21 protein-coding genes, 3 tRNA genes and 1 other RNA gene are annotated in these 24,281 nt (G+C 42.9%); 17 read left to right on the top strand and 8 right to left on the bottom strand.

The genetic code is table 11. The features are described from left to right. Positions 1-128: 128 nt before the first annotated feature. The 13 genes from LNTAR_RS10705 to LNTAR_RS10650 all read left to right on the top strand — a co-directional run bounded on the left by LNTAR_RS10705 (position 129) and on the right by LNTAR_RS10650 (position 12,260). Complete coding sequence (locus LNTAR_RS10705) at positions 129-521, top strand: hypothetical protein (protein WP_007278715.1); 393 nt, start codon at positions 129-131, stop codon at positions 519-521. Positions 522-654: 133 nt separating this feature from the next. Beyond that, positions 655-1,134: an STAS domain-containing protein gene (locus tag LNTAR_RS10700; protein ID WP_007278714.1), complete on the top strand. Its 480-nt coding sequence runs from the start codon at positions 655-657 to the stop codon at positions 1,132-1,134. A gap of 18 nt (positions 1,135-1,152) precedes the next feature. Then, a complete protein-coding gene (locus tag LNTAR_RS10695; RefSeq protein WP_007278713.1) occupies positions 1,153-1,764 on the top strand; it encodes an OmpH/Skp family outer membrane protein in 612 nt (203 codons plus the stop codon). A gap of 2 nt (positions 1,765-1,766) precedes the next feature. Next, the gene (gene lpxD / locus LNTAR_RS10690) at positions 1,767-2,786 is read left to right on the top strand and encodes a UDP-3-O-(3-hydroxymyristoyl)glucosamine N-acyltransferase (RefSeq protein ID WP_007278712.1); all 1,020 of its coding nucleotides are present in this window, start codon (positions 1,767-1,769) and stop codon (positions 2,784-2,786) included. Positions 2,787-2,792: 6 nt separating this feature from the next. Beyond that, positions 2,793-3,707 carry a CPBP family intramembrane glutamic endopeptidase gene (locus LNTAR_RS10685; RefSeq protein ID WP_007278711.1) on the top strand — a complete coding sequence of 305 codons (915 nt, stop codon included), beginning with the start codon at positions 2,793-2,795 and terminating at the stop codon, positions 3,705-3,707. Continuing rightward, a complete protein-coding gene (locus LNTAR_RS10680) occupies positions 3,700-4,383 on the top strand; it encodes a ComF family protein (RefSeq protein ID WP_007278710.1) in 684 nt (227 codons plus the stop codon). Before LNTAR_RS10685 ends, LNTAR_RS10680 begins: the two co-directional genes overlap by 8 nt. A 3-nt stretch (positions 4,384-4,386) precedes the next feature. Next, on the top strand, positions 4,387-5,256 hold the full coding sequence (gene accD / locus LNTAR_RS10675) for an acetyl-CoA carboxylase, carboxyltransferase subunit beta (RefSeq protein WP_007278709.1): 870 nt from the start codon (positions 4,387-4,389) through the stop codon (positions 5,254-5,256). A gap of 72 nt (positions 5,257-5,328) precedes the next feature. Next, positions 5,329-5,428, top strand: an RNA gene (ffs, locus tag LNTAR_RS26615) — signal recognition particle sRNA small type. Between the two features lie 35 nt (positions 5,429-5,463). Then, positions 5,464-8,136, top strand: a complete 2,673-nt coding sequence (dnaX, locus tag LNTAR_RS25550) for a DNA polymerase III subunit gamma/tau (RefSeq protein WP_007278708.1) — start codon at positions 5,464-5,466, stop codon at positions 8,134-8,136. After that, positions 8,133-8,735, top strand: coding sequence for a recombination mediator RecR (recR, locus tag LNTAR_RS10665; RefSeq protein WP_007278707.1), 603 nt, complete (start codon positions 8,133-8,135; stop codon positions 8,733-8,735). Before dnaX ends, recR begins: the two co-directional genes overlap by 4 nt. Beyond that, positions 8,735-9,406, top strand: coding sequence for an orotate phosphoribosyltransferase (gene pyrE, locus LNTAR_RS10660; protein WP_007278706.1), 672 nt, complete (start codon positions 8,735-8,737; stop codon positions 9,404-9,406). The genes recR and pyrE overlap by 1 nt, the downstream gene beginning before the upstream one ends. Before the next feature lie 66 nt (positions 9,407-9,472). Next, positions 9,473-10,033, top strand: coding sequence for a flavodoxin family protein (locus LNTAR_RS10655; RefSeq protein ID WP_007278705.1), 561 nt, complete (start codon positions 9,473-9,475; stop codon positions 10,031-10,033). A gap of 118 nt (positions 10,034-10,151) precedes the next feature. Further along, a complete protein-coding gene (locus LNTAR_RS10650; protein WP_007278704.1) occupies positions 10,152-12,260 on the top strand; it encodes a serine/threonine-protein kinase in 2,109 nt (702 codons plus the stop codon). On the opposite strand, the gene LNTAR_RS10645 is transcribed toward LNTAR_RS10650, so the two are convergent. Then, positions 12,233-12,814: an RNA polymerase sigma factor gene (locus tag LNTAR_RS10645; protein ID WP_007278703.1), complete on the bottom strand. Its 582-nt coding sequence runs from the start codon at positions 12,812-12,814 to the stop codon at positions 12,233-12,235. The two genes, LNTAR_RS10650 and LNTAR_RS10645, sit on opposite strands and share 28 nt — an antisense overlap. Before the next feature lie 181 nt (positions 12,815-12,995). Between LNTAR_RS10645 and LNTAR_RS10640 the strand changes: the two genes are divergently transcribed. The 4 genes from LNTAR_RS10640 (at position 12,996) to LNTAR_RS10625 (ending at position 20,114) form a co-directional block, all read left to right on the top strand. Beyond that, the gene (locus LNTAR_RS10640; RefSeq protein WP_007278702.1) at positions 12,996-14,321 is read left to right on the top strand and encodes a sulfatase-like hydrolase/transferase; all 1,326 of its coding nucleotides are present in this window, start codon (positions 12,996-12,998) and stop codon (positions 14,319-14,321) included. Between the two features lie 43 nt (positions 14,322-14,364). Continuing rightward, positions 14,365-15,249, top strand: coding sequence for a glycoside hydrolase family 16 protein (locus LNTAR_RS10635; RefSeq protein ID WP_157473482.1), 885 nt, complete (start codon positions 14,365-14,367; stop codon positions 15,247-15,249). 203 nt (positions 15,250-15,452) lie between these two features. Next, a complete protein-coding gene (gene lacZ, locus LNTAR_RS10630; protein ID WP_083800015.1) occupies positions 15,453-18,551 on the top strand; it encodes a beta-galactosidase, LacZ type in 3,099 nt (1,032 codons plus the stop codon). Positions 18,552-18,560: 9 nt separating this feature from the next. Then, positions 18,561-20,114 carry a sulfatase family protein gene (locus LNTAR_RS10625; RefSeq protein WP_007278699.1) on the top strand — a complete coding sequence of 518 codons (1,554 nt, stop codon included), beginning with the start codon at positions 18,561-18,563 and terminating at the stop codon, positions 20,112-20,114. Between the two features lie 69 nt (positions 20,115-20,183). Here LNTAR_RS10625 and LNTAR_RS10620 read toward each other — a convergent pair. The 7 genes from LNTAR_RS10620 to LNTAR_RS10590 all read right to left on the bottom strand — a co-directional run. Continuing rightward, a tRNA-Leu gene (locus tag LNTAR_RS10620) sits at positions 20,184-20,265 on the bottom strand. A gap of 179 nt (positions 20,266-20,444) precedes the next feature. After that, positions 20,445-22,331 (bottom strand): ATP-binding cassette domain-containing protein, encoded by a 1,887-nt coding sequence (locus LNTAR_RS10615; RefSeq protein WP_007278698.1) that lies wholly within the window; start codon positions 22,329-22,331, stop codon positions 20,445-20,447. Then, the gene (locus LNTAR_RS25545; protein ID WP_007278697.1) at positions 22,328-22,891 is read right to left on the bottom strand and encodes a response regulator; all 564 of its coding nucleotides are present in this window, start codon (positions 22,889-22,891) and stop codon (positions 22,328-22,330) included. Before LNTAR_RS25545 ends, LNTAR_RS10615 begins: the two co-directional genes overlap by 4 nt. Before the next feature lie 28 nt (positions 22,892-22,919). Beyond that, positions 22,920-22,995: transfer RNA gene (locus LNTAR_RS10605), tRNA-His, on the bottom strand. An 11-nt stretch (positions 22,996-23,006) separates the two neighbouring features. Continuing rightward, positions 23,007-23,082: transfer RNA gene (locus LNTAR_RS10600), tRNA-His, on the bottom strand. A 65-nt stretch (positions 23,083-23,147) separates the two neighbouring features. Continuing rightward, positions 23,148-23,828 carry a 7-cyano-7-deazaguanine synthase QueC gene (gene queC, locus LNTAR_RS10595; RefSeq protein WP_007278695.1) on the bottom strand — a complete coding sequence of 227 codons (681 nt, stop codon included), beginning with the start codon at positions 23,826-23,828 and terminating at the stop codon, positions 23,148-23,150. A 2-nt stretch (positions 23,829-23,830) separates the two neighbouring features. Then, on the bottom strand, positions 23,831-24,281 hold a 451-nt coding region (locus LNTAR_RS10590; RefSeq protein ID WP_007278694.1), incomplete at its 5' end, for an ATPase, T2SS/T4P/T4SS family.

The raw sequence follows: 24,281 nt of genomic DNA, 5'->3' as shown, positions 1-24,281 counted from the left end.
CACTACAAGACTTGATAAGCTCCTGTTTTTAACACATAATTAACTAGAAGGCAATATTTTACACACTCAAAAATACTTGATGGCACGACTCGTGCTTTTCCTATGCCAAACAATTTACGGAGACACACATGTCACTAAAAAAATACATCCTCCCTCTTGGCGAAGTATCTTCTGTTGCTGAAGCCGCAAGTTTGCAAGAGGCTTCAATCAAACTAGAGAAAGATCCTCAGAGCTCATTCTATATAGCGCACATGGATGACCAGATTTCACTTCCAGATAACCTCCATATTCTGGAAATCAAAGAATCGAAAATCACTCCTGCATCAGAAAGCGACGACGTGGATAACAAAGAAACGCCTGCCACCCAAGCCCCTGCTGACGGCAACATGCTTGATCTGCACTTACGTTTCCATTTGCCTCCCGGCTTAGATAGGACATATTTTGAAAGTGCTCTTCACTCCAAAATATCCCAAGCTATTGAGTCTATTATCAATGATGGTGGCTCTTCAGAGCAAGAATAATTTCTTACTACAAAAACCTGCATTTTTAAATGCAGGTTTTTTTATGTAAGAAAACGCCTATCCACTTTTACGGATTAAATTTTGGGTATACTCTAATGGCTAATAAATCACATTAGATCAAATAGGAATCATCATGCAAAGCGCCTCAATCACTGTTTGTATGGACAAAGATATTGCTCATCTCGCCGTAAAAGGCCGAGGTACATTTGATAATAGCGAAGCCATTAGAAGCTTCTGCATGATGGCCATTGAAGGCTCTGCTCAAAAAATTGACATCAATATGCTCGAATGCACTGGCATGGATAGTACTTTCATGGGCATCCTCACGATGCTTTCTAGAATGGGCACCATGAAATCCTGCCCCGTTGAGCTCAACAATGTCAACGAAGCCAACAAAAAGAACTTTAATTCTTTAGGCATCAGCCAAATCCTCAACTTCACCAACACTTCGACTCAGCAAATCCCCATGCACACTTTAAAGAGTGAAAACATGAGCGAAGAAGAAAAACATAAAAATATTCTCGATGCACACCAAGAACTCATAGACGCCAACGAAGAAAATCGTCCAGTTTTCCAAGACATCATCACTTACTTAAAAGAAAACAACTCATAACCCCCTTAGGATATACCCATGAAAAAACTCCTTTTCATTGCTCTTTTCATTGCAGCTCCACTGACACAAGCTTTAGAAGTCGTCACCATCGACATGAACAAAGTTTTCGAAAACTACTACCGTACTTTGATTGAGAACAAAAAACTCGCTAAAGAAAAAGACATCACTGAATCACGTTTAAAAGAAATGCAGGCGCAAGTCTACAAACTTCAAAACGATTACCAAACTCTCATGCGTGAATCCATGAATCCAGTCCTCAGCGAAGGTGCGCGCACACAGAAAAAACAAGATGCCGAAGCAAAAGCAACAGAAGGGCAAGCCGCACTCAAAAATTTAAAGTTTTTCCAGCAAAACCTTCAAAAAGAAGCTGTTGGCAAACGCCGTACAATTACTGCCGAACTCACAAAAGATATCCAAAAAGTTGTTGACAAGTACGCTGTTGATAACAAAGTCGACCTAGTCCTCGATGCTTCAGGCAAATCAGTCAACGGCGTCAACCTTGTAATCTACAGCAAAAATTCTCTATCAATCACAGATAAGATCCTTGCTAAAATCAACAAAGGCCACGAGGATTTTGTCAACAAAATCATGAATGAGAAAAAAGCCGAAACTGATAAAGCTACAAAATAAGAATGAAAGCCCTTAATCTCACGCAGATTCTCGAAATCACCGAAGGAACTGCTAACCGAGAAGCTGACATCACAATCAAGGAAGTCAGCGCCTTAATAGATGGGAGCATAAATTCAATTTCCTTCTTAGGCAATAAGCGCTACATCTCTCAAATCAAGGATTCTCAAGCAGCCATCATCTTGGTTGACAAGGAATTCGACACACAAGGCTTTGACAAACTATTCATCTCTTGTGAAGACCCTTCCGCGTCTTTTACAAAAGTTGCTAACTACTTTGCTCCACCCACAATTGAATACCAAGCAGGGATCGATCCCGCTGCGAACATCGCAGAAAACGCCCAAATAGGTGAAGACGTCTACATTGGCCCAGGTGCGATCATTATGGATGGCGCCACAATTGGAAATAATGCAGTCATTTGCGCCAACGCCTACGTGGGCCACCAAGCTGAAATCGGCGCCTACTCCATCCTTTACCCAAACTCTACGGTTAGGGAACGTTGCATTATTGGCCAACGCGTCATTTTACACAGCTCCTGCGTGATTGGTACAGACGGCTTTGGTTTCATACCAGGCAAAGACGGCCATAAGAAAATCCCTCAAATCGGCATTGTTCAATTACATGATGATGTGGAAGTTGGCTCTTGTACAACTATTGACCGCGCTCGCTTTGGCAAAACAATCGTCGGCGAAGGCACCAAACTTGACAACATCATTCAAATTGGCCACAATGTCATCATCGGCAAACACTGCTTCATCGTTTCTCTTGTAGCGATTGCGGGCAGCGTTCAAATTGGCAACTTTGTGACGATTGCTGGGCAAGCAGGGATCAGCGGCCATCTACAGATCGGAGATGGTTGCACCATCATGGGTAAAGCTGGTGTTACACGCGATCTCAACCCAGGTGAAGTCGTCATGGGCATGCCTGCCACATCTAGACGAGAATTCATTGCGGACCGCGCACAACTCCGCAAAATCTCGAAACTCGAAAAACGCCTTAAAGCGCTCGAAGAAAAACTAAAATAAGCCCCAATGAACGAAGACCGCAAAAAGATTATTGCACTCACCACCTATCTTTTGAGTGTCTTCATCCTCGGCAGTTTAATCTGTCCTCTTCTTTGGGAGATCATTCACAATACCCCCTTAAAAAATATTGAATCTATAGGCGAAGCCTCTTTTGGCAAAGTTTGCAACCGTGCTTTTATGCTCGTTGCTTTCGGGGGCCTCTGGCCCTTAGCTAAACAACTTAACTGCACCACCAAAGACGACTTTGGCTTAGCCATCCCTCGCAAATCATTTCTAAAAGAATTCGGCATGGGCTTCATCTTTGGAGCCATAACCCTCCTATGCTTAGCACTCTTTTTCTATTTCATCGAATTACGTACACTCAAAAGTGGCCCCATCGATGAACGCATCCTCAAAGGCATTCGCAAAGGCGTTGTAACTGGAATTGTCGTTGGTTTAATCGAAGAGATTTTTTTTCGCGGCATCCTCACTCGCATCCTCTCTCGACTTGGCACCCTGTTCATGGCCATTTTCATCAGTTCCACCATCTATGCCGCAGTCCACTTCATAAAAGGCGATTCCAGCACCAATTATGACGTCATTCATTGGCACAGTGGCTTCACCTACCTCAAAAGCGCCTTTGGCCTCTATGCCGACCCCCGATTTATTGGATCATTCCTCACATTACTAACCGTCGGCATTTTCCTAGCCGCCCTCACATTAAAACGAGGTAATATCGCCCTGGCAGCTGGGATTCATGCTGGCTGGGTCTGTATCATCAAAGGCAATTCAAATGTCACTAGAACAGACGGAGACTCTCCCTATTACTGGCTTGTGGGAAACTACGATAAATTCACTGGCTACGCCGCTTTTTTATGGCTCGCTATCATCTGCTTAGGCACCTGGTTCTTTCTAGAAAAACGCAACAAAAATTGTGCTTAATTATATCTACCCGGATGTATGTGTCTGCTGTGAAGCACCCACACCTCCCGAATCGCCTCTTTGTGAAACCTGTACAAAAAAACTCAGCTATATCGATCACGAAAACACTTGTTCGTCATGTCACGGCCTTAATGATACGGCTACAAGGCTCTGTAGCAATTGCCTTAAAACTCCTCCAAAATGGTCCCATTCCACCTCCGCATTTGCTTTCGAAGGCCTAGCTCGCGAACTCATCTTGCGGTTTAAATATTCCCGTCACCTCTACCTACTCGATTTTCTTTGCAAAGAAATGAACTCCAGCTACAAAGCCAAGCAGCTACCCGAATTTGATATAATCACCTACGTGCCCATGCACCCCCTCAAAAAACTGAGCCGAGGATGGAACCAAAGTGAGCTATTAGCCAAAGAATTTGCCTCACTCTACCCAAATTCAGAATGCCTTGCACTCTTAAAACGACGCCACCTAGGGAAAGCCCAAGCTTCTAAAGCAAAGAGAGACAGACTTAAGTCAGTAAAGGATCTTTTCTCACCCAAAAATAGAGACAAGATAAAAGATCGAAGTATATTGCTTATAGATGATATATTAACCACAGGAGCCACTCTGAACGCCTGTTGCAAAGCTCTGCAACAAGAAAAGCCTAAAGAGATCTCCGTATTAACGATTGCAAGAGGATAGAACATGCCTATTTTCGGAAAAACTAAATTTTCTACTGTCAACTATGACAAAACCACGCCCACTGCGGCGATGCCCTCACTTGAGGATAGCGAAAACCCCCAAGAGGGTTTCACCAAATGCCGTAGTTGCGAAAGCCCCATTCTCATTGAAGAACTTGTGGCCAACAGTTCCATTTGTCCTAAGTGCGACTACCACTTTCCACTTCGTGCCATGGACCGTATTAACTCACTGATGACCGACTTCGAGGAAATCGACGCCAACATGCAGTCCGTTAACTTTTTAGGCTTCACTGGCTACGACAAAACTCTCACTTCCAAGCAAATGACCCTCGACACCAAAGACGCAGTAATTTGCGGCTTTGGCAAAATCAAAGGTCAAAAAACTGGCATTGTTGTCATGGACTTCAAATTCATGGGCGGTAGCCTCGGTTCCGTTGTGGGCGAAAAAATCACTCGCCTTGTTGAAGCCGCTACAGAAAAACGCCTTCCAGTTATTATCGTCACTGCTTCAGGTGGTGCTCGTATGCAGGAAGGCTGTGTAAGCCTCATGCAAATGGCAAAAACGAGTGGTGCACTGGCTCGACTTTCTAACAATGATCTCCCAATGATCTGTCTTTTAACTAACCCAACTTATGGCGGCGTCACAGCAAGTTACGCTTCTCTTGGAGATATTATTATTTCTGAGCCCAATGCTCTCATTGGTTTTGCAGGTGCACGAGTTATCGAAACAACCATTAAAGCTGAGCTCCCAGAGAACTTCCAAACAGCGGAATTCCTTGTTGATCACGGCCTTGTGGATCGCATCGTACATCGCGAACAACTCCAAGACGAGTTAGCACTGATTCTCGACTATGTATCAGGCAAATGCAAGTAAGTAATTTTTTTAGTACTTTTTACTATACTTCGACTGTAAAACACCAGTCTTGATGTATAGTCCAATCTCACAGTCCGGGCCCCCTGCGGCGTCTGCGTTCCGAACCTGGTCAGGCGGGGAACCGAGCAGCCATAAGGAACAATGTCGGGTGCAGGCGGTTAACCCGGGCTGTGTTTTCAAATTCCCCTTCCCAAAAGAGAATTTACTATGACCTACCAAGTTTTAGCACGTAAATGGCGTCCACAAACTTTTGATGATTTGGCTGGTCAAGACCATATCACTTCCACACTCACAAATGCGATTCGAAACCAACGCGTAGGTCATGCTTACATTTTTGTTGGCACACGCGGTATCGGCAAGACAACTTCTGCACGAATTTTTGCCAAAGCCCTCAACTGCGAAACACCTAGAGCCGACCTCAACCCTTGCGGGCAATGCACTAACTGTACTGAAATCACTCAAGGTTCTAGCATCGACGTTATCGAAATTGATGGTGCCTCCAATAATAGCGTTGACGATATTAGACAGATCCGCGAAGGCGCTCAATACACTCCTGCAAGATGCCCTTATAAAATATTCATTATTGACGAAGTCCACATGCTGTCTAATGCAGCTTGGAATGCCCTTCTAAAAACACTCGAAGAGCCACCCCCTCATATTAAATTCTTATTTGCTACCACTGAGGTTCATCGAGTTCTACCAACTATTCTTTCGCGCTGCCAAAGACTCGAACTCAAACCGATCCCACGCAATGTCATTGCAGGACGTTTGAAACACATTTGTGAAACTGAAAACGTTGCGATTGAAGATTCTGCGATTAACGCAATCTCACGAACGGCTAACGGTGGTATGCGTGATGGCTTAAGTATTCTCGATCAAATGATTTCCTTTTGTTCTGGCAATGAAATTATTTCTGAACAAGATGTCATTGACGTCTTTGGCATGAGCTCCTCTAACGAGCTCAAACTCATTGCATCGGCCATTTTACAAAACCAAGCTCCAGCACTCATTGAGGCCATTGATACACTTGCGAAAGCCGCACGTAACATGGAGCAACTCTACTCCGAACTCTTCCAACTTTTCCGTGACGTGATGATTTTACTTGAATCTCCACAACAAGCACGATCCATTCTTGACCTAGAAGAAGTTGAAATCCAACAGCTTTATGAACTCGCGCAGCTAGCCAATAATAAGCTTTTACAAAAACTACTGAATGGCTTCCTCGATTACGACGGGAAAATTCGCCACACACTCAATAAGCGCACCTACTTAGAAGTCACTCTTCTACGTATCATGAAAGATGCTCACTCATTAAGAGTGGAAGACCTCCTCAAACATATTCAGACTTTACGTAAACAAGGCAATCTTCAAGATCTAGAAGGCGACTTACCTCCACTCAGTATCACTCAAAAAAAAAATGAGTCGCTAGAAGCTCGATCACTTCGCCCTGCCACCAACGCTGAAGCTTTATCTATCGTTAAGAAACCGATTATCGACACAAAAGTTGAAGCGGAAGTAGATACAGTTAACGACACTCAAAACATCGGTGACAGCAGTGCTAGTGACACTCAAAATGACTATTATGAAGAAGACACTGCTGAAGAGACGACTCCAACAGTCGAAGCTACTGAAACTGAAGAAACTATCTCAGCAATTGTAGAAGATAAAGAAAGTCCAGAAGACGCACTTCAAACTGAAGTGGAAGAAGTAGCTCTTCAAGTGGAAGCAGCAGAACCCGTAGATAATTTCCAAGCAAGCCCGAGTACTGATCAAACACCTGCGAAACAAGAGCGACACTCCAACAGTATTGCCCTTGAACAAATGCTTGCCATTCCTACTTCGGAAAATGAAGACACTCTCACAAAAGCCGAAACGATTTTTGTCCAAAAAGATGATCCTGAACTCTCCAAAATTTTATTGCAGCCTGACTCTGAAGATGAACGCAATATTGAGACTGGAGTTGAGACTAAACCCGACGCTGAAGACTCAGAAGTCCAAGCAGAACCTGTAGTCGAAACTGAGGTTCTTCCAGAGCAAGCTAACGAGCAAGCAAACGAGCAAGCAAACGAGCAAGCCAATGTGCAAGCCAATGTGCAAGCCAATGAGCAAGCCAATGAGCAAGCCAATGTGCAAGCAACACCTGAACTTGCTAATGCAAATGAGGATTCTCGTTCAGAAGAAACAATCACTACGGAAAAACAAGAAGAAACTCTTACTCCCGAAGACGAAGAACTTGAACGTCACATTTTTGACGACAAGGAAATCGAACTCTACCTCCAGCCTGACTACACCGACCGACCTTATGCAAAAGGCTTAGTCACTGATTCAAACACGTCCGATATTCTCGGCCTTGGTCTTGAACGTTTTCGCCTTGTCGAACTCTCTGCACCCAACGACAAGAAAAATCTGACTATTGCAAAAAACAGCCTTAACATGCGCTTGGAGCAAATCCACGCTCACCTACCTGAGGTCAAGAAAGTCAGTCAAGCTCCCGTTGAAGAGGAAGCTAAGGCTCGCCCCGTTGTTGAAGTGAAAGAACTTCCCCCTCCTCGCGCCTGGCTGGAATTACTAGACGGTTTAAAAACGGAAAACCGCGCCATTTTAGAACAATGCACGGCGGTCTATGAAGGTGGTGAACGCTTTGTCATCCAAGGCTCAAACGAAAGCATTGACCAGATCAAAGAGAAAAAAGGCTTTAGTGAATTTATCGAAACAAAGCTGGCGGGTTTTTCCGGAGAAAGCCGCTTAAAAGTTTTTCTCATTAGCAATTCGCCGAAAACTGCTGAGACGAAAAATGAAAGCGCCTACTCCAACCCCACGGTCGAACGCTATCAAGAATTTTTTGAAGCCTCAATCATCAGCGTGAAAGATTCTAAATGAAGCTTTACCCCGAACAATTTCAACAGGCAATTGAAACCATTGCTAGCTTACCGGGAATAGGAAAAAAAGGCGCTGAAAAACTCGCCCTCGCCCTCTATTCTTGGCCAGAGTCAAAACTGAAACATTTTGCTTCACTTATCGATTCAATGCAACACGACTTACACAACTGTGCGCAATGTGGCTTCTTCTCTCAAAAAGATGCCTTATGCCCCATTTGCTCCGACCCTAAACGTCTCAATCACCAAATCTGTGTCGTCGAACAGGTATCACAACTTCCAGTCATTGAAAAAAGCGGCTCTTTTAAAGGCCTATACCATGTCTTGCACGGCAAATTAAGTCCCATGAGTGGGATTGGTCCAGATGACATCAATATTGACAGCCTCTTGCAACGCTGTAAGGAAAACCACGTGAGTGAAGTCATCTTAGCGACTTCTACCGACATTGAGGGTCAGGCAACGGCCTCATTTATTGCAAAACTTTTAAACGAACACGGCATTAACACGACGCGCATTGCTCAAGGTATCCCTATTGGGGCTGACCTCAATTATGCAGACGCGGCGTCAATTGCCATGGCTATAAACTCAAGAAGAGAACTCTAATGGAACAATACAAAAAAGATTTTATCGATTTCATGGTAGAATCACAGGTTTTAACTTTTGGCGATTTCACGACGAAATCTGGCCGTAAAACCCCTTTCTTTGTCAATACAGGTAATTACGACACAGGAAAAAAAATCTCTAAACTCGGCGAATTTTACGCCGAAACTATCAAAGATCGCTATGGGCTTGATTTCGACTTAGTTTACGGACCTGCCTACAAGGGCATCCCTCTGGCAGTCACCATTTCATCGGCGATTTATTCTATGTTCGACAAAAATATCGGCTTCACTTTCAACCGTAAAGAAGCTAAAAATCATGGCGAAGGCGGTTCATTTGTCGGTTACAAACTTGCTGACAAACAAAAGGTCATCATCGTAGAAGACGTAATCACTGCGGGAACCGCAATGCGCGAAAACCTCCCCATCTTGAAAGATGCCGCGGACTTGAGTATCGAGGCAATCATTGTTTCTGTTGACCGCATGGAAAAAGGTACTGGCGACTTATCCGCCATCCAAGAAATCGAAAAAGATTACCAAATCCCCGTTCACCCCATCGTCAGCATTGATGAGGTTGTGGATTATCTCTATAATCGAGAAGTTAATGGCAAAGTCATCATCGACGATGAAACATTAGCTCGCATCAAAGCTTACAGAGCGCAGTACGGCATCTAATTAACATCCTTAAAGCGACCTCCTAAAGGTCGCTTTTTATTACTCAATCACACCCAGAGGTTTCACATGTCAAAAATACTCATCCTATTTCATAGTAACGATGGCAATACGGCAAAAATGGCTGAACTCGTTGCGGAAGGCGCAAAGCAAATTGAAGGCGCTACTGTCCGCTGCTTAACTGTCGACGAAGCCAGTCACGAGGACCTCATTTGGTGTGATGGAATTGCCCTAGGCTCACCCACAAATTATGGCACGGTTTCTCATCAAATGAAAATGTGGTGGGATAAACTCCCTCCCGAAGGCTGGGGCCAAAGCGATGGTAAAATCGGCTGTGCTTTTAGTTCTGCAGGAGCGTGGGGCGGAGGCCAAGAATTAACCTGTATGACTCTTCTCACCATTCTAATGAATTATGGTTTCCTCACTTTTGGTGTGACAGATTATGTCGATAAGCAATTCTCCCCACATTATGGAAGTATTTGTGCTGGAGAACCCAGAGAAGAGAAAGTCAAAGAATCTTGCCGCCGACTCGGCCGCCGTCTCAGCGAATGGGTCAGCACATTGCATCACGGCAATAAACATCATCACCCACTCGCACAAGACTACGACCGTTTTAAACACCTAGGTTAAGCCTTTAGTTCTAAAATCAGCTGACTCAGAACTTCCCAATTAAAGCTATTTTATTGGTATAAATAATTTCATAGGTTTAATTCTTAAGTAGCTCACTTTAATCATTGCGGTCAAATCTATGGTAGATAATACATCCAAATGGAATGAACTCTTCGACACTCTGCACAAAGACTCTACCAACGAACATCAAGGTCATTATTCAGAATTTGAAGAAATTGGCCGTGGTGGTTCGAAAATCATTTATCGCGCCAGTGATAACCTTAGTGGCCGGGAAGTTGCCTTTGCCCGCCCCCTGAAAAACGATTCTATCACGACGGAACTTTTCCTGCGTGAAGCAAGAATCACGGCCTACTTGCAGCATCCGAATATTCTTCCCGTTTACGATATGAATGATGGTGAAGAACCTTATTTAGTCTGCAAACTATTACGTGGCTCCAACCTCGCAAAACTGTCTAAGAAACAACAAAATCAGCGCGATACCTTAGCCATTTTTAGAAAAATATGCGAAGCCATGAATTATGCTCACTCTCGCGGCGTGCTTCATCTCGATCTCAAACCCGAGAACATTCATTTAGATAAATACGGCGAAGTTTTAGTGATTGATTGGGGACTCGCTGAAATTTTCCTCACCGAAAGCCTCGAAAGTCCCTTAGACAACCCCCTGATTTCGACCCGAGAAGCCCTATCTAGTGACACGACCTTTTGTGGAACTCCAGGATTCATGTCACCAGAACAAATCTGTAATCAAAATGTCGATGTAAGAAGTGATGTTTTCGCTCTTGGCGCCCTGCTCTATTCGATTTTTTTTAATCAATCGCCTTTTCATGCCCCAGATCTTAAAAGCATTTGTATTAAGACCCAACTAGGAGAAATCCCCTATTTTGACCAAGACCGTATGAGTTCGGGATTCAGCGCAATTATGCTTAAATGTTTACACGCCAAAAAAGAAGATCGTTACCAAAACATGCGTGAACTTTTAGATGACCTGGATGCACTTCAGAACAACTTTATTCCCTCTGCCGAAGAAGCTAACTTTGTTCATCATTGTAAAATGCTCTACAAGCGCAATCGCCAAAGCTGCCATTTTCTACTAGCTTCATTTGTCTTGCTTATTCTCACATCTCTTTTTTATATCCACAAGATCCAAGAAAGTCGCGCCGATGCTCTATATGCTAAAGGACAAGCCATTCAGGCCAAAGAGCAAGCCGAAGTCTACCTTCAACAAGTTATTGAAGAGCAAAAGCAAAATGAAAAACTTTCTATTGCCCTGTCTCCTCGTTACCTCAATATTGCGAAAGAGCATTGGGAATACTATGAACTTGATCAATCAATTGAGTATTGTGACTTAGCTCTACGCGTCAACCCCAACAACATAGAAGCCAAAAAAATGCGCGCTAAGCTCTATTTCGCTTATGGCGATTACACGCAAGCGAAAAATATCTGGGAACTACTTAATAACTCTGGCCAAGAACACTCATTCAACCAATTTCTTTTAGACAAAAAAGATCCTCAGCCTAAGGATATTTATAATTACCGCATAAACTCTTCTCCTATCAAGATTTTAAAAGCAAGAGCCTTATTTCACAGCTTTCTTCAATCTGGAAACCTAGAGCAACTCAAGCAAGTCATTAAGATTGAAAACCAAAAAGTAACGGAACTCGAACTTTCTTATGATGGAGATCTTTTTGACGTCCACGGCAACAGTCATTTCATTAACAACAATTTCTTGCGCGCGCTCAAGTTAAAACAAGTGAACCTAAGCGAGACACGTACAGATAACATTGATTCTTTGAGGAACTCAGTTTTAAAGGAACTCAATATTGCTCATGCCCCTATCTGGGATCTCAGCCCTTTAGCCGATTGCAAGATAGAAAAATTAGATCTCAGCAACAGTTATATTGAAGGTCTGTGGCTTCTGACCAACTGTGAACTGAAGGAGCTCAACATCAACCATACTAAAGTTAGGACAATCCCCTACCAAATCTTCACTACACTTGAGCTCTTAAGCATGAATAAAACAAAAATCACAGAGCTTCCAAAACATGCTCCCAAACTTCGCATTCTGAATATCACCAAAAATCATATAAAAAATTTACCACGACTACTATCTTACCCTGCTCTTGAAGAGCTTTTTGTAGATCAAGGTCAATTAAATACCGAACTCACAACAGCACTCCAAGATAGAGGAGTCCAAGTTCATCAGTTAAGTTCTTCTTCCAAACGATGAATCTCACGACGCATAATCACTGAGACGCGTTTCTTATAAATTGAGACGGTGTTTTCTGGGATATCTAAATCCTTTCCAATCTCGCGAACTTTTTTGCCTGCAATAACACCTTCGAAACAAGATTTCATTGCGGGTGATAGATCCTCCGAGATATTCTCCCAAGCAGTTTTCGTTAAAAATGACGCCCACTCACGATCCACAATTTTTTCTAAATCGCCTTCATCAAGCTCATCTTCACGTTCAAAAGCTTTATGATCTCGAGCTCCCTGCCTACTGCGTTTCAACTGAGTACTCTTGACTCGATTAATCGTAATCGTTGCTAACCACGAGCTAAAACGCCCCTTCTCTGGATCATATTCAAAGCCAGGCAAAGCTTTCCAAACCGATACGAGAACATCTTGAAGAAGATCATCAATCAAATGAGCCTCCACATACATCGAACGAACTATACTATAAATAAATGGGCGGTAGATCTCGTTAAATTCCTCCCAAGATTTATCATCACCAGAGTTCTTCAATCGTTGCATCAATGTGAGGCGTGTTCTATAAGTCATCTTATCTCCTGAAGTTCCCTTTACCTTAACATGCGAACCTAAGTTTTAGCAAATTCATTTCCTAGATGATTAAAAAATAACTCTAGGTCACAACACAAAAAGTATTTTTTCTCTATTCGCTGTCATATAATCATTGTGTATGAAGTAATGAGGCATAAACCATATCTAAAGGAACTTTTTTGTGAAAATTTTATTCTGCCTTTTCTCTTTATTATGCACTTCACTCCTAGCGAACGAACCGCCAAACATTATCATTATTTTAGCCGATGATGCAGGTTCATCCGACTTCTCTTGCTACGGCTCGAAACAACTGTTAACGCCTCATATCGATAGCATTGCCCATAATGGTATTAAATTCACTCAAGCCTACACTGCTTCCTCTGTCTGTAGCCCTTCTCGAGCAGGGCTCCTAACCGGACGCTACCAACAAACTTTTGGACACCTTGCAAATATCCCTCACAGTAAGCACTCAGCTAATGACCCCGAATTACTCGGACTTCCAGTCACGGAAATTACTCTAGCCGATAGCTTAAAAGAACTCGGTTACAGCACTCACTGCATCGGCAAATGGCACCTTGGCGAAGCTGACCATTTTCATCCTAACGCTCGAGGGTTTGATAACTTTTACGGTTTTTTATCTGGGGCACGAACCTATTTTTTAGGAGGAGAACTTCGCGGTGACATGGATCGAATCATGCGCAACAAAGAATTTGCTGAACCCTCCAGTGGCTATACTACGGAAGTTTTTACTCAAGAAGCCATTCGCATCATACAAGAAGAACAAGACAAACCCTTTTTTATCTACCTCTCACACAATGCCGTTCATGGTCCCATGGATGCAAAAGATGAAGATATTATGTCTTACGATTTCAAAAATCCTCTTCGCAAAAAGTATAGTGGGCTCATGAAAAACCTCGATGATCAAACTGGCTTACTGTTACAGGCACTCAAAGATTCAAAGCAATACGAAAACACCTTAATCTTTTTCATGAGCGACAATGGTGGCCCAACCACTCATAATGGCTCGTCTAATTGGCCGTTGCGAGGTTTTAAAGGCAGCGAGTTTGAAGGGGGAAATCGAACGCCCTTTCTCCTTCAATGGCCTGAGAAAATAAGCGCTGGCCTCAGCTCTGACAAGCCCATCATTGCCTACGATGTTTTTGCTACATGTATTCAGGCTGCAGGTGGAGAATTAGTCACTGATCGAACTTACCATGGAATAGATTTGCTCCCCGTCATTAACAAGCCACAAGAAACAAATGCGCGCAAACTATTTTGGTCACGCGGCAAAAACTACTCCATGCGCCAAGGTAAATGGAAACTCAACATCTTACCCACTGGTAGTTCCCTCTATAATCTAGAAAATGATCAATCCGAAAAGCATGATCTCTCTGAACAATTTCCCGAAATTAAAGCACAACTAATCAAAGAAATGAGTAAATGGAAGTCGACCCATGCCGAAGCATTATGGCAAACTGGCTATAAAAAGAAAAAGAAGTCACACTAAGGCTTTGCGTGAAGTAATGAGTACAAAAAACAAAGGACTATCCATGACAAAGATCTTATCTATTGCCTTATTATTGCTGTTCGCTACTAGCTGCCAGAATGAGCTTAAAACTCAAGCGCCTAAACAAGCTTCAGTTCAAGAAAAAATCACCTCCAAATACAAGAGCTTAGGCTATGAATTAGTTTGGCAGGAAGAATTCAATTCCGATGGTTCAGTTGAATCTAGCAAATGGGACTTTGAGCAGGGTTTTCAACGCAACCACGAACTCCAGTGGTATCAAGAGGACAATGCCTTTTGCGAAGATGGCAAATTATTCATTGAGGGTCGACGAGAAATGAAAGCTAATCCTAGCTTTAAAGCGAAAGCAAATAATTGGAAAGAAAAGAGAAAAAATATTTATTACACGTCCAGTTGTCTTACTTCTAAGCAAAGCTGGAAATACGGACGCTTTGAGATCAAAGCACGCCTTAAGGCTGCCGATGGCTTATGGCCCGCTATCTGGTTTCTGGGTACGGAAGGTCAATGGCCATCTAATGGAGAAATTGACCTTATGGAATACTACAATGACATGATCCTTGCCAATGCTTGCTGGGGAACAAAGCGTCCTTATCAGGCTAAATGGGATAGTAGCAAAACTCCCGTCAAAGATTTTAAAGATCCTGATTGGGATAAAAAGTTTCATATCTGGAAAATGGATTGGGACAAAGATTCCATTAAACTCTTTTTAGATGATCAATTACTCAATACCATCGACTTAAAAAAAGCGATCAATCCCGATACGTCACGAGGTCCTAAAGAGCCCTTCCAACAAGCTCACTACCTCTTACTCAACCTAGCGATTGGCGGCACAAATGGTGGCGACCCAAGCTCAACGCCCTTCCCCAATCAATTTGAAATTGACTACGTTCGAGTTTATCAAAAACAATAGCTCCCACAAGTATTTTCTACCATTTTCTTTCCCTTTTGCAGTCACCTTTGAACTCGAGCGCAGTTTTCTTGCTTATAGAAAACTACTAAGCTCTGTTATGTCCGTGTCATGCAAATTTGTTAAATAAGAAATGATCAAACTTGTTAAGATTGCAGCGCTTACGCGTATTTATAATAAAATTATTGAATAATTAAAAGGATAATATGACTAGTACATACAAAAAACTATTGATGTTCACCGCATTAAGTAGTCAAATCTTTGCCTTAGAAAATTGGCAAGACCAACAAATCATTCAGATTAACACCGAAGCTCCACAAGCAACTTTTACCGTTTACGACAATCGTGATCATGCTCTAGAAATGAACGATCAAAAAACAATCAATACCAAGTCATTAAACGGTAATTGGAAATTTAACTGGGCAAAGAATCCTGCCGAACGCCCCAAAGATTTTTTCAAAAGTGAATTTGATTCTAGCAAGTGGACAAGTATTCCCGTTCCTTCCAACTGGCAAATCCAAGGTCATGGTCAGCCTCTCTACACAAATATCAAATACCCCTTTAGTATCAAGAACCCTCCTCATATTGACAATAATGACAACCCTGTCGGCTCCTACTTAACTCAATTCACTGTACCCAATAGCTTTAAAGGAAAAAATACTCACATCCAATTTGCTGGAGTCAACTCCGCTTTCTACCTTTGGATTAATGGCCAATACGTCGGGTATTCACAAGGCTCACGAACACCTGCAGAATTTAACATTTCAAAATACCTCAAAGCTGGCAATAATACATTAGCGGCAGAAGTCTATCGCTGGGGTGACGGTGCCTTTCTCGAGGACCAAGATTTCTGGAGACTTTCAGGTATTTTTAGAGATGTCACATTAAAGTCGATCCCGACTGAACATATTGAAGATTTCACGATCATTACTGACCTAGATCAAAACTACCTAAATGCCGAACTTGAAGTAAAAGTTGACATCAAACAACCAGAAGGTGCTAGCTTAGACATTGAACTACTCGATCAAAATGGCAAAGCAGTTTTCCTCAAGGTGACTCATCAAGCTTCTGAAACCATTAAGTTTAAGAAAACGATCAAGAATCCAGCTAAATGGACAGCAGAAAGCCCGAACCTCTACAAGCTCCTTCTTACACTAAAAAATAAGTCAGGTGAAGTGCTTCAGATTATACCTCAGAATATTGGCTTTCGTGAAGTCGAAATTAAAAATGGCATCTTTTTGGTCAATGGCCAGAAAATTAAGCTCAAAGGCGTCAATCGTCACGAACACAGTCCTGACAATGGACAAATAGTTAGCCGTTCTGAAATGCTAAGAGACATTAAATTATTTAAAGAAAACAATATTAACGCCGTTCGTACAAGCCATTATCCAAACGTCCCAGAATTTTATGATCTTTGTGATCAGTATGGTATCTACGTCATCGATGAAGCCAATATTGAAACACATGAATTTGGTGCCACGAGCGATAAAAATATTCTAGCTAACGATCGCACATGGGAAAAAGCTATTATCGACCGCGTTAATCGTATGGCTGAACGCGACAAAAACCACCCCTCAATTGTAATTTGGTCCCTTGGTAATGAATCGGGAATCGGACCTAACTTCGTAGCTGCTTACGACATGCTAAAAGCTCAGTACCCCCATCGCCCTGTTCACTATGAGGGTGGACATAAATACAAAAGTCCTGCTAGTGATTTTTACTCTCGCATGTATGCCGATGAAAAATGGATCGGCCCAAAAGACCGTCCTTCAATTCTTTGCGAATACTCACATGCCATGGGCAATAGTAATGGTAACCTTAGCGAATACTGGGATGACAATATTTATAAAAATGACCGTTACACGGGCGCCTTTATTTGGGACTGGATGGATCAGGGAATCCGTCAGAAAACCCCAGAAAAATTCGCTAAAAACATTGGTGTCGGACCTGTAAAAGAAACTTTCTTTGCCTATGGTGGTTGGTTTGAAAATCCATATAGCAATGACGGTAATTTTTGCATGAACGGCCTCATCGATTCTGACTGGAACCCACATCCGGGGCTCTTTGCAGTCAAATCGGTCTATAGCAATATCAAAGTCACAGCTCCTAAGCTAAATACTGGAGAAATCGAAATTCTCAACCGCTTTGATTTTACTTCTCTCGACAAATTCGTATCAGCCAATTGGTCCATCGAAGAAAATGGCAAAGTCATTAGTTCGGGTAAAGTTGACGATTTATCTATTGCCCCTCACCAAACTAAAAAGGTAAAGCTCTCCCTTCCTAAAATTGAACGCAACGCAGGTTCAGAATATTTCCTCAATATCAGCTTCAAAAGCACCAAAGATTATACTGAACTCGTCCCCGCTGGACATGTTTTAACAAGTTCACAATTTAAACTATTTGGTCAAAAACCAGCACTAAACCTTTCTAATGAAGGTGAAATTAAACTTGTGGATTCCGCAAAGTCTTTAACCCTCAAAGGCACAGAGTTTGAAATCAAGTTTGATAAAAAATCTGGTCAGCTCACTACTTATAATTACAAGGGTAAAAATCTTCTCGCAGATGCTTTAGAGATCAATTTTTGGCGTGCTTTTACAGACAATGATAAAATCCCAACTAATAGCGGCAAGCTCAAAAAGGTTTGGAGGAATGCTACACAGAAGTACGAAGTTAAACACTTCAAAGTTCAACAAAAATCTCCTGGACTCGTTCATGTCGAGATCACTTCCTTTTTCCCCACAGTAAAAACCACTGTTCAGAGTCAGTATGCAATTTCTGGCAATGGCAAAATCCAAGTGAAAAACGATTTTGACTTCAGTCAAACAAACCCAAAAATTGGCGCTCCCCACCGACTTGGGATGACGATTGCGCTCCCTGCAGAATATGATCAAATATCTTGGTTTGGCCGTGGCCCAAATGCCACTTATAGCGATCGTAAACTTGAACATGTAGGACTCTATAAATCAAGTGTCGATGAGCAGTGGGTTGATTACAGTCGTCCTCAAGAGAATGGTAACAAAGTTGACATGCGCTGGATGAGCCTACTAAACACCAAAGGGCATGGCCTAAAGTTCCTAGCCGATCAAAACTTCCTCAGTGGCGGTGCTAAATTTTATTCTACGGAAGCGATAGAAAACGCGAAGTACTCATTTGAACTTGAGCGTAGCCCAAATGTCATCGTCAACCTTGACCATGCCCAACTTGGCGTCGGCGGCAATGATAGTTGGGGTTCCATTGCCCTCAAACCCTACCAAATTAAGAAGCAGAAATACTCTTACAGTTTCATTATAAGTCCCATCCAATAGGAGAAACCTATGTTCAAAAAATTAGCCCTCGCACTAGCTCTCAGCCTCACCCAAGGACTGAGTGCTGCTACAGAAAAACCTAATATCCTTATTATTTATGCCGATGATATCGGCTACGGCGACCTCAGTTGCTATGGTGGCACCGGTGCTCAAACTCCCTTCATTGATCGCTTAGCTAATGATGGCATACGCTTCAGTTCAGGCTATGCATCTGCCGCTACTTGCACGCCTTCACGTTATTCTCTTCTCACGGGTGAATACGCTTTCCGCAATAAGTCCGCCAAAATTCTTCCAGGCAATGCCCCTCTCATTATTGACCCTGCTAAACCAAACATCGCTAGTTTCATGAAAGATGCAGGCTACATAACGGCTCTAGTCGGGAAATGGCATTTGGGCCTTGGCCTTTCGGATGGCTCTTTTGACTGGAATTCGAACATCAAACCTGCACCTCGTGAACTCGGTTTCGATTATTCATTCTACATGGCCGCAACCGGTGATCGCGTACCTTCGGTTTATATCGAAAATAGCGAAGTCGTGGACCTCGATCCTTCTGACCCGATCAAAGTCAGCTATGCCAAACCTGTAGGTACAGAGCCCACTGGCATTAGCCACCCTCACTTACTGACGGTTCAAGCTGATGTTCAACACGCAGGCACTATCGTGAACGGCATAAGTCGCATCGGTACTATGACTGGTGGACATGCAGCTCGTTTTAAAGATGAAGACATGGCCGACACCTACCTCAACAAAGCGATCGATTTCATTAATAAGTCGAAAGATCAGCCCTTCTTTATGTACTTTGCCGCACATGATAACCACGTACCCCGTCGCCCTCATCCCCGCTTCCAAGGCTCTTCGAGCCTTGGACCTCGCGGTGATGCCATTGTGCAATTTGACTGGACTGTGGGAAAACTAATAAAAACACTTAAGGCCAATAAAATGTACCGCAATACGCTAATCATTTTATCGAGTGATAATGGCCCCGTGCTCTTTGATGGTTACTGGGAAGGTTCTGAAGCTCGCAATGGCGACCATAAAGCTGCTGGACCTTTTCGAGGTGGAAAATACAGCCTATGGGAAGGTGGCACACGCATGCCCTTTATCGTTTCTTGGCCTGGAAAAATTCAAAGTGGAACTTCTTCAGCACTCATTAGTCAAGTCGATATTTTTGCGAGCATCGCAACACTCATTGGCAAAGACTTACCCAAGAGCGCCAGCCCCGATGGACAAAACATGCTCCCAGCCCTCATGGGGAAAAGTCCTGTTGGACGCGACTATCTGGTCGAAGAAGCACTCTCACAAGTCGCCCTACGCATGGGAGACTGGAAATACATTCCTCCTGGAACTGTTACAGAACGCGGTGGACTCGATGAATGGATCAAAACACCCGTGCACCCACCCGGCATGCTCTTTAACCTTGCTGATGATCCAGGTGAGACAAATGACCTCTCCAAACAACATCCCAAGAAAGTCAAAGCCATGCTCGCTATACTCAAAAAAGAGGCTCCTAGCAAATTCCTTAATAAGAAAACACCCGGTGCCTCCCAACTCGGCTTTGAATAAGAGAAAGATTTAAGACTCGAACACAGTAAAATGTAAAAGCCTCAGAACTTTCGTTCTGAGGCTTTTTAGTACTCGAGGCCGGACTTGAACCGGCACGCCGTGAGGCAACGGATTTTAAGTCCGTCGTGTCTGCCAATTCCACCACTCGAGCATTTGGCATCTAAGTCATCAAAAGATGAATTAGTGGGCTGAACATAGCTACCTTTTACTCGGCTTCAAGCCAATAATATTGAGGAAAAGAATTTTTTACAAAGGTTTTTACTATTTTGTGAAAAACAGCGATAAATCATCCCTATTAAGCAATAAAATGACTGAGTTCTTGGCGAGAAATTAAGCTTTTTTCGCTTCGAGTTCTTCCCAACGAGCATAGGCTTGGTCTAGCTTTTGACGCAGGGATTCAAGTTCATTCGTTTTTTCTTGAATGAGTTCAGCTTCTTGCTGAAAAAAGTCGGGTTCGTGCATGGCTGTTTCAATCGCGGAAATCTGCTCATCGAGCTCCATGACAAAGTCTTCCATACCTTCGAGTTCACGCTCTTCTTTCCAAGTAAGTTTTTTAGTGGCTTTCTTGGGCTCTTCAGCTTTGGGCGCAACTTTTTTAGTTTCCACCTCGACTTTAACTTGCTTAGTCTCACGCTCGGCTTTTTTCTCTAAGTAATAGTCATAATCACCATCTTGGTAATACACCTGACCATTTCCCTCAAAGCCTAAAATGCCATTACACACACGGTTCACAAACCATCTATCGTGAGACACAAGGAGCAAAGTGCCTTTCCAAGCGACGAGAGCTTCCTCTAAGACTTGCAAAGTCGATAAGTCCAAGTCATTGGTTGGTTCATCCAGAATGAGTAAGTTACAGGGTTTACGCAATAAACGAGCTAATAGGAGGCGATTGCGTTCCCCGCCCGATAATTTACTCACTTTGGTGTTGATACGATCATCAGTGAATAAGAAACGTCTTAAGTAAGAACGCGTTGACAAACTTATATCGCCCAAACGCACCGATTCTGCGCCATCCGCAACTTCTTTAAAAACGGTATTATCTTCATTGAGTTGACTACGACTCTGATCAACGTAATTATAATCTAAGCTCGCTCCGCGAACAATCGTTCCAGAATCTGCTTCTGCCTGACCTATAATCATTTTAAGCAAAGTCGTTTTTCCCATGCCATTACCGCCCATTAGAGCTATGCGGCTACCTGGTTCTAACTCAAAACTCAAATCTTTGAAAAGCTGTTTATCTCCAAAGCTTTTACACACATTTTCTAAACTGACACTTACATTGCCAATAACTTTCGCGGGAGGTAAAACGAGTTCAGCATCGGCCTGTACAGCGTAATTTTCTTTATCATTGAGATCATTAAAGCGATCGACTCGACTCTGTGACTTAGTGGTACGTGCCTTAGGACTTCGACGCACCCATTCGAGTTCTTTTTTCAAGAACTGATGGCGCTTATTATCCGCTCTTAGCATTGCCATATCACGTGCAGCACTCTGCTCTAAATAAACTGAATAATTCCCAGGAAAAAAATCTGCTTGCCCTTCACGTAATTCTAGAATACGATTACAAACACTATCTAAGAAGCAACGATCGTGTGTCACCATAATGAGTGCCCCTGAATAAGTCTCGAGCCATTTCTCTAGCCATTCAACCGCATGAGAATCCAGGTGGTTTGTCGGCTCGTCTAAAATGAGTAAATCGGGTTTAGAAACGAGAACTTTCGCTAAGTTAATTCGCCGTTTTTCACCACCCGAAAGATCTTTACAAGGAGTGTCTGCACTCGGACAAGACAAGCGCGAGATAAGTTCAAAAACGTAGGCATCTAAATCCCAGGCATCTAGAGCCGTAATTTGATCTTGAATGCGGAACATCTCATCTTCAGTCTGATCACCACTTTCATATTGTTTGAGTAATTCATAAATATAGCCAGCGCCTTCACGAATATTTTCTATCACGGTCAAATTCGGATCAATATCAAAATCTTGAGATAAATAAGAGACTTTTAAGCCCTTGCTAAAACGAATTTCGGAAACCTCGAAAGGCTCAAGTTGTTTGGATAAAATCTTCAGCAGGGTTGACTTCCCCGTGCCATTGCGACCAATGAGCCCCACTCTATCTTTATTATGTATTGTAAAAGAGACATGATCCAAGAGCATCCTATGCCCAATAGCATAAGTTAAATCAATCGCATCTAGTAGTGGTATACCGCGTTCTTTCATTTAGATAAGTCGCGTAATTTGCCGACGAAATCTTTTATCCCAATTGGCTTACAAATTAAGTCATGCACATCGCCGACTTTCTCACGAGTTTCTTCATCGGCATAAGCAGTCAAAACAATGATTTTGATCTCTTTAAATTGCTCATCTTTGCGTAATTGATCTATAAATTCATAGCCATTCATTTGTGGCATGTGTAAATCTAATAAAATAATATCGGGCTTCCATGAGCCTGTAACGAGCGCTGCTTCAATCCCGTTGACGGCTTCTTTGACTTCAAAATCACCGGCAAGCTCGAGGGTTTCCAAGGAGAATTGACGGAAGTCTTGATCATCATCAACAACGAGCACACGATTTAATTGCACTTTCTGCTCAACTTGACCTTCTATTTGAATGCCACGTTTTTGAGCAAAGGCTTGAATATCCTCCATTTCAAAACGGCGATGGCCACCAGGCGTTTGGAAAGATTTCAATTCACCTTTCTCAACCCAGTTGATTACACTTGTACGCGCAAAACCTAACAAGTCTGCAGCTTCGTTTGTTGTCAGAGCATGTTTTTTCATAGAGTCACATGGGGAAAAAGGGTTTTAATGGGGTGGCTAACCGGACTTGAACCGGCGACAGCCGGAATCACAATCCGGTGCTCTACCAACTGAGCTATAGCCACCATAAAAAAGGTGGGGTGGCTAACCGGACTTGAACCGGCGACAGCCGGAATCACAATCCGGTGCTCTACCAACTGAGCTATAGCCACCACCTAATAGGGCTGAATAGTACATGCACAGACAAAAAATGCAAAACCAATTTTTAGTGATTTTTTTACTTTTTTAATAAGGGATCGTCAATTCCACATTCTTTGAAAGCAAGGGCACGTTCTACACAAGAGGGACAGACTTCGCAAGGCTTATCGCCACCGCGATAACAAGTCCAAGTTTGAGCGTAATCAATACCAAGGGCTAAACCGATTTTGGCCACATGTCCCTTACTCATATTCACAAATGGTGCCTCAACGTGCACGCCTGTTCGACGATTAAGAGAGAAGACATCATTCATGCGAGCTAAAAAGGATTCCGTGCAATCCCAATAACCGTATTCATCTTGGGCTTGGGCACCATAATATAATTGACGGCAATCGCGGCTCTCCGCAAATGATGCAGCAATTGATAAAAGCATCATATTACGATTGGGCACATAGGTCACTGGCTGGTCTAAATCACCTTCGGCAATATCCTTCAAGTCAGGAACTTCAACGCCACCTTTAACGAGAGCAGAACTGGAGCCTAAAAAATCTCCCATGTAAGAAATATCGAGTACGTTGTGCTCTTTCACTTCCGGCAAGCTATCGCATTGTGCCTTAGCAACAATGAGTTCACGAGAATGTTTTTGACCGTAATCAAAAGACAATGCATAGACTTCATCATAACCAAGACTCTTGATCACATGGTGTAGAAGAGTGGTCGAATCGAGACCACCCGAAATTAATACAGCTGCTTTCTTCATTACTAGTGCGCTTGTACCCTTCTGAGCTGAGAAAGATCAGAAACACCTTCGAAGGTTTTCCAAACACCATCTTGCATCAAGGTACGCATACCGTCTTCAACAGCTTGTTTTTTCAACTCAGCTACGGGGGCAGCTTTTGCCACTAATTTTTTAAGTTCTGGACTCGCTTCCATGAGTTCGTGGATACCCACACGTCCACGATAACCTGTTTCATTACATTTATCGCAGCCACGGGCTTCCATAATTTCATGTGTATCGAAATCGTAGCCGAGTTCATCAATAAACTCCTCACCGTAAAAATGAATAAGCTTTTCAAGGTACTCAGGATCAGGCTTCACTGGTTGTTTGCAGTTACCGCAAAGAGTACGCATAAGACGCTGAGCTAATACACCAACAAGTGCATCGGCAAAGTTCATCGGATCCAAACCGATATCAAGAAGACGAATAACTGTC

This window comes from Lentisphaera araneosa HTCC2155 (genome assembly GCF_000170755.1).
In the GTDB taxonomy this organism is placed as follows: domain Bacteria; phylum Verrucomicrobiota; class Lentisphaeria; order Lentisphaerales; family Lentisphaeraceae; genus Lentisphaera; species Lentisphaera araneosa.
Note: the sequence above shows the minus strand (reverse complement) of the source record. Positions and strands in the feature narration are given on the sequence as shown.

Coding starts and splice junctions, on each gene's coding strand:
- LNTAR_RS10705 (WP_007278715.1), top strand. CDS start 129: ATGTCACTAAAAAAATACATCCTCCCTCTTGGCGAAGTATCTTCTGTT.
- LNTAR_RS10700 (WP_007278714.1), top strand. CDS start 655: ATGCAAAGCGCCTCAATCACTGTTTGTATGGACAAAGATATTGCTCAT.
- LNTAR_RS10695 (WP_007278713.1), top strand. CDS start 1,153: ATGAAAAAACTCCTTTTCATTGCTCTTTTCATTGCAGCTCCACTGACA.
- lpxD (WP_007278712.1), top strand. CDS start 1,767: ATGAAAGCCCTTAATCTCACGCAGATTCTCGAAATCACCGAAGGAACT.
- LNTAR_RS10685 (WP_007278711.1), top strand. CDS start 2,793: ATGAACGAAGACCGCAAAAAGATTATTGCACTCACCACCTATCTTTTG.
- accD (WP_007278709.1), top strand. CDS start 4,387: ATGCCTATTTTCGGAAAAACTAAATTTTCTACTGTCAACTATGACAAA.
- dnaX (WP_007278708.1), top strand. CDS start 5,464: ATGACCTACCAAGTTTTAGCACGTAAATGGCGTCCACAAACTTTTGAT.
- recR (WP_007278707.1), top strand. CDS start 8,133: ATGAAGCTTTACCCCGAACAATTTCAACAGGCAATTGAAACCATTGCT.
- pyrE (WP_007278706.1), top strand. CDS start 8,735: ATGGAACAATACAAAAAAGATTTTATCGATTTCATGGTAGAATCACAG.
- LNTAR_RS10655 (WP_007278705.1), top strand. CDS start 9,473: ATGTCAAAAATACTCATCCTATTTCATAGTAACGATGGCAATACGGCA.
- LNTAR_RS10650 (WP_007278704.1), top strand. CDS start 10,152: ATGGTAGATAATACATCCAAATGGAATGAACTCTTCGACACTCTGCAC.
- LNTAR_RS10645 (WP_007278703.1), bottom strand. CDS start 12,814: ATGACTTATAGAACACGCCTCACATTGATGCAACGATTGAAGAACTCT.
- LNTAR_RS10635 (WP_157473482.1), top strand. CDS start 14,365: ATGACAAAGATCTTATCTATTGCCTTATTATTGCTGTTCGCTACTAGC.
- lacZ (WP_083800015.1), top strand. CDS start 15,453: ATGACTAGTACATACAAAAAACTATTGATGTTCACCGCATTAAGTAGT.
- LNTAR_RS10625 (WP_007278699.1), top strand. CDS start 18,561: ATGTTCAAAAAATTAGCCCTCGCACTAGCTCTCAGCCTCACCCAAGGA.
- LNTAR_RS10615 (WP_007278698.1), bottom strand. CDS start 22,331: ATGAAAGAACGCGGTATACCACTACTAGATGCGATTGATTTAACTTAT.
- LNTAR_RS25545 (WP_007278697.1), bottom strand. CDS start 22,891: ATGAAAAAACATGCTCTGACAACAAACGAAGCTGCAGACTTGTTAGGT.
- queC (WP_007278695.1), bottom strand. CDS start 23,828: ATGAAGAAAGCAGCTGTATTAATTTCGGGTGGTCTCGATTCGACCACT.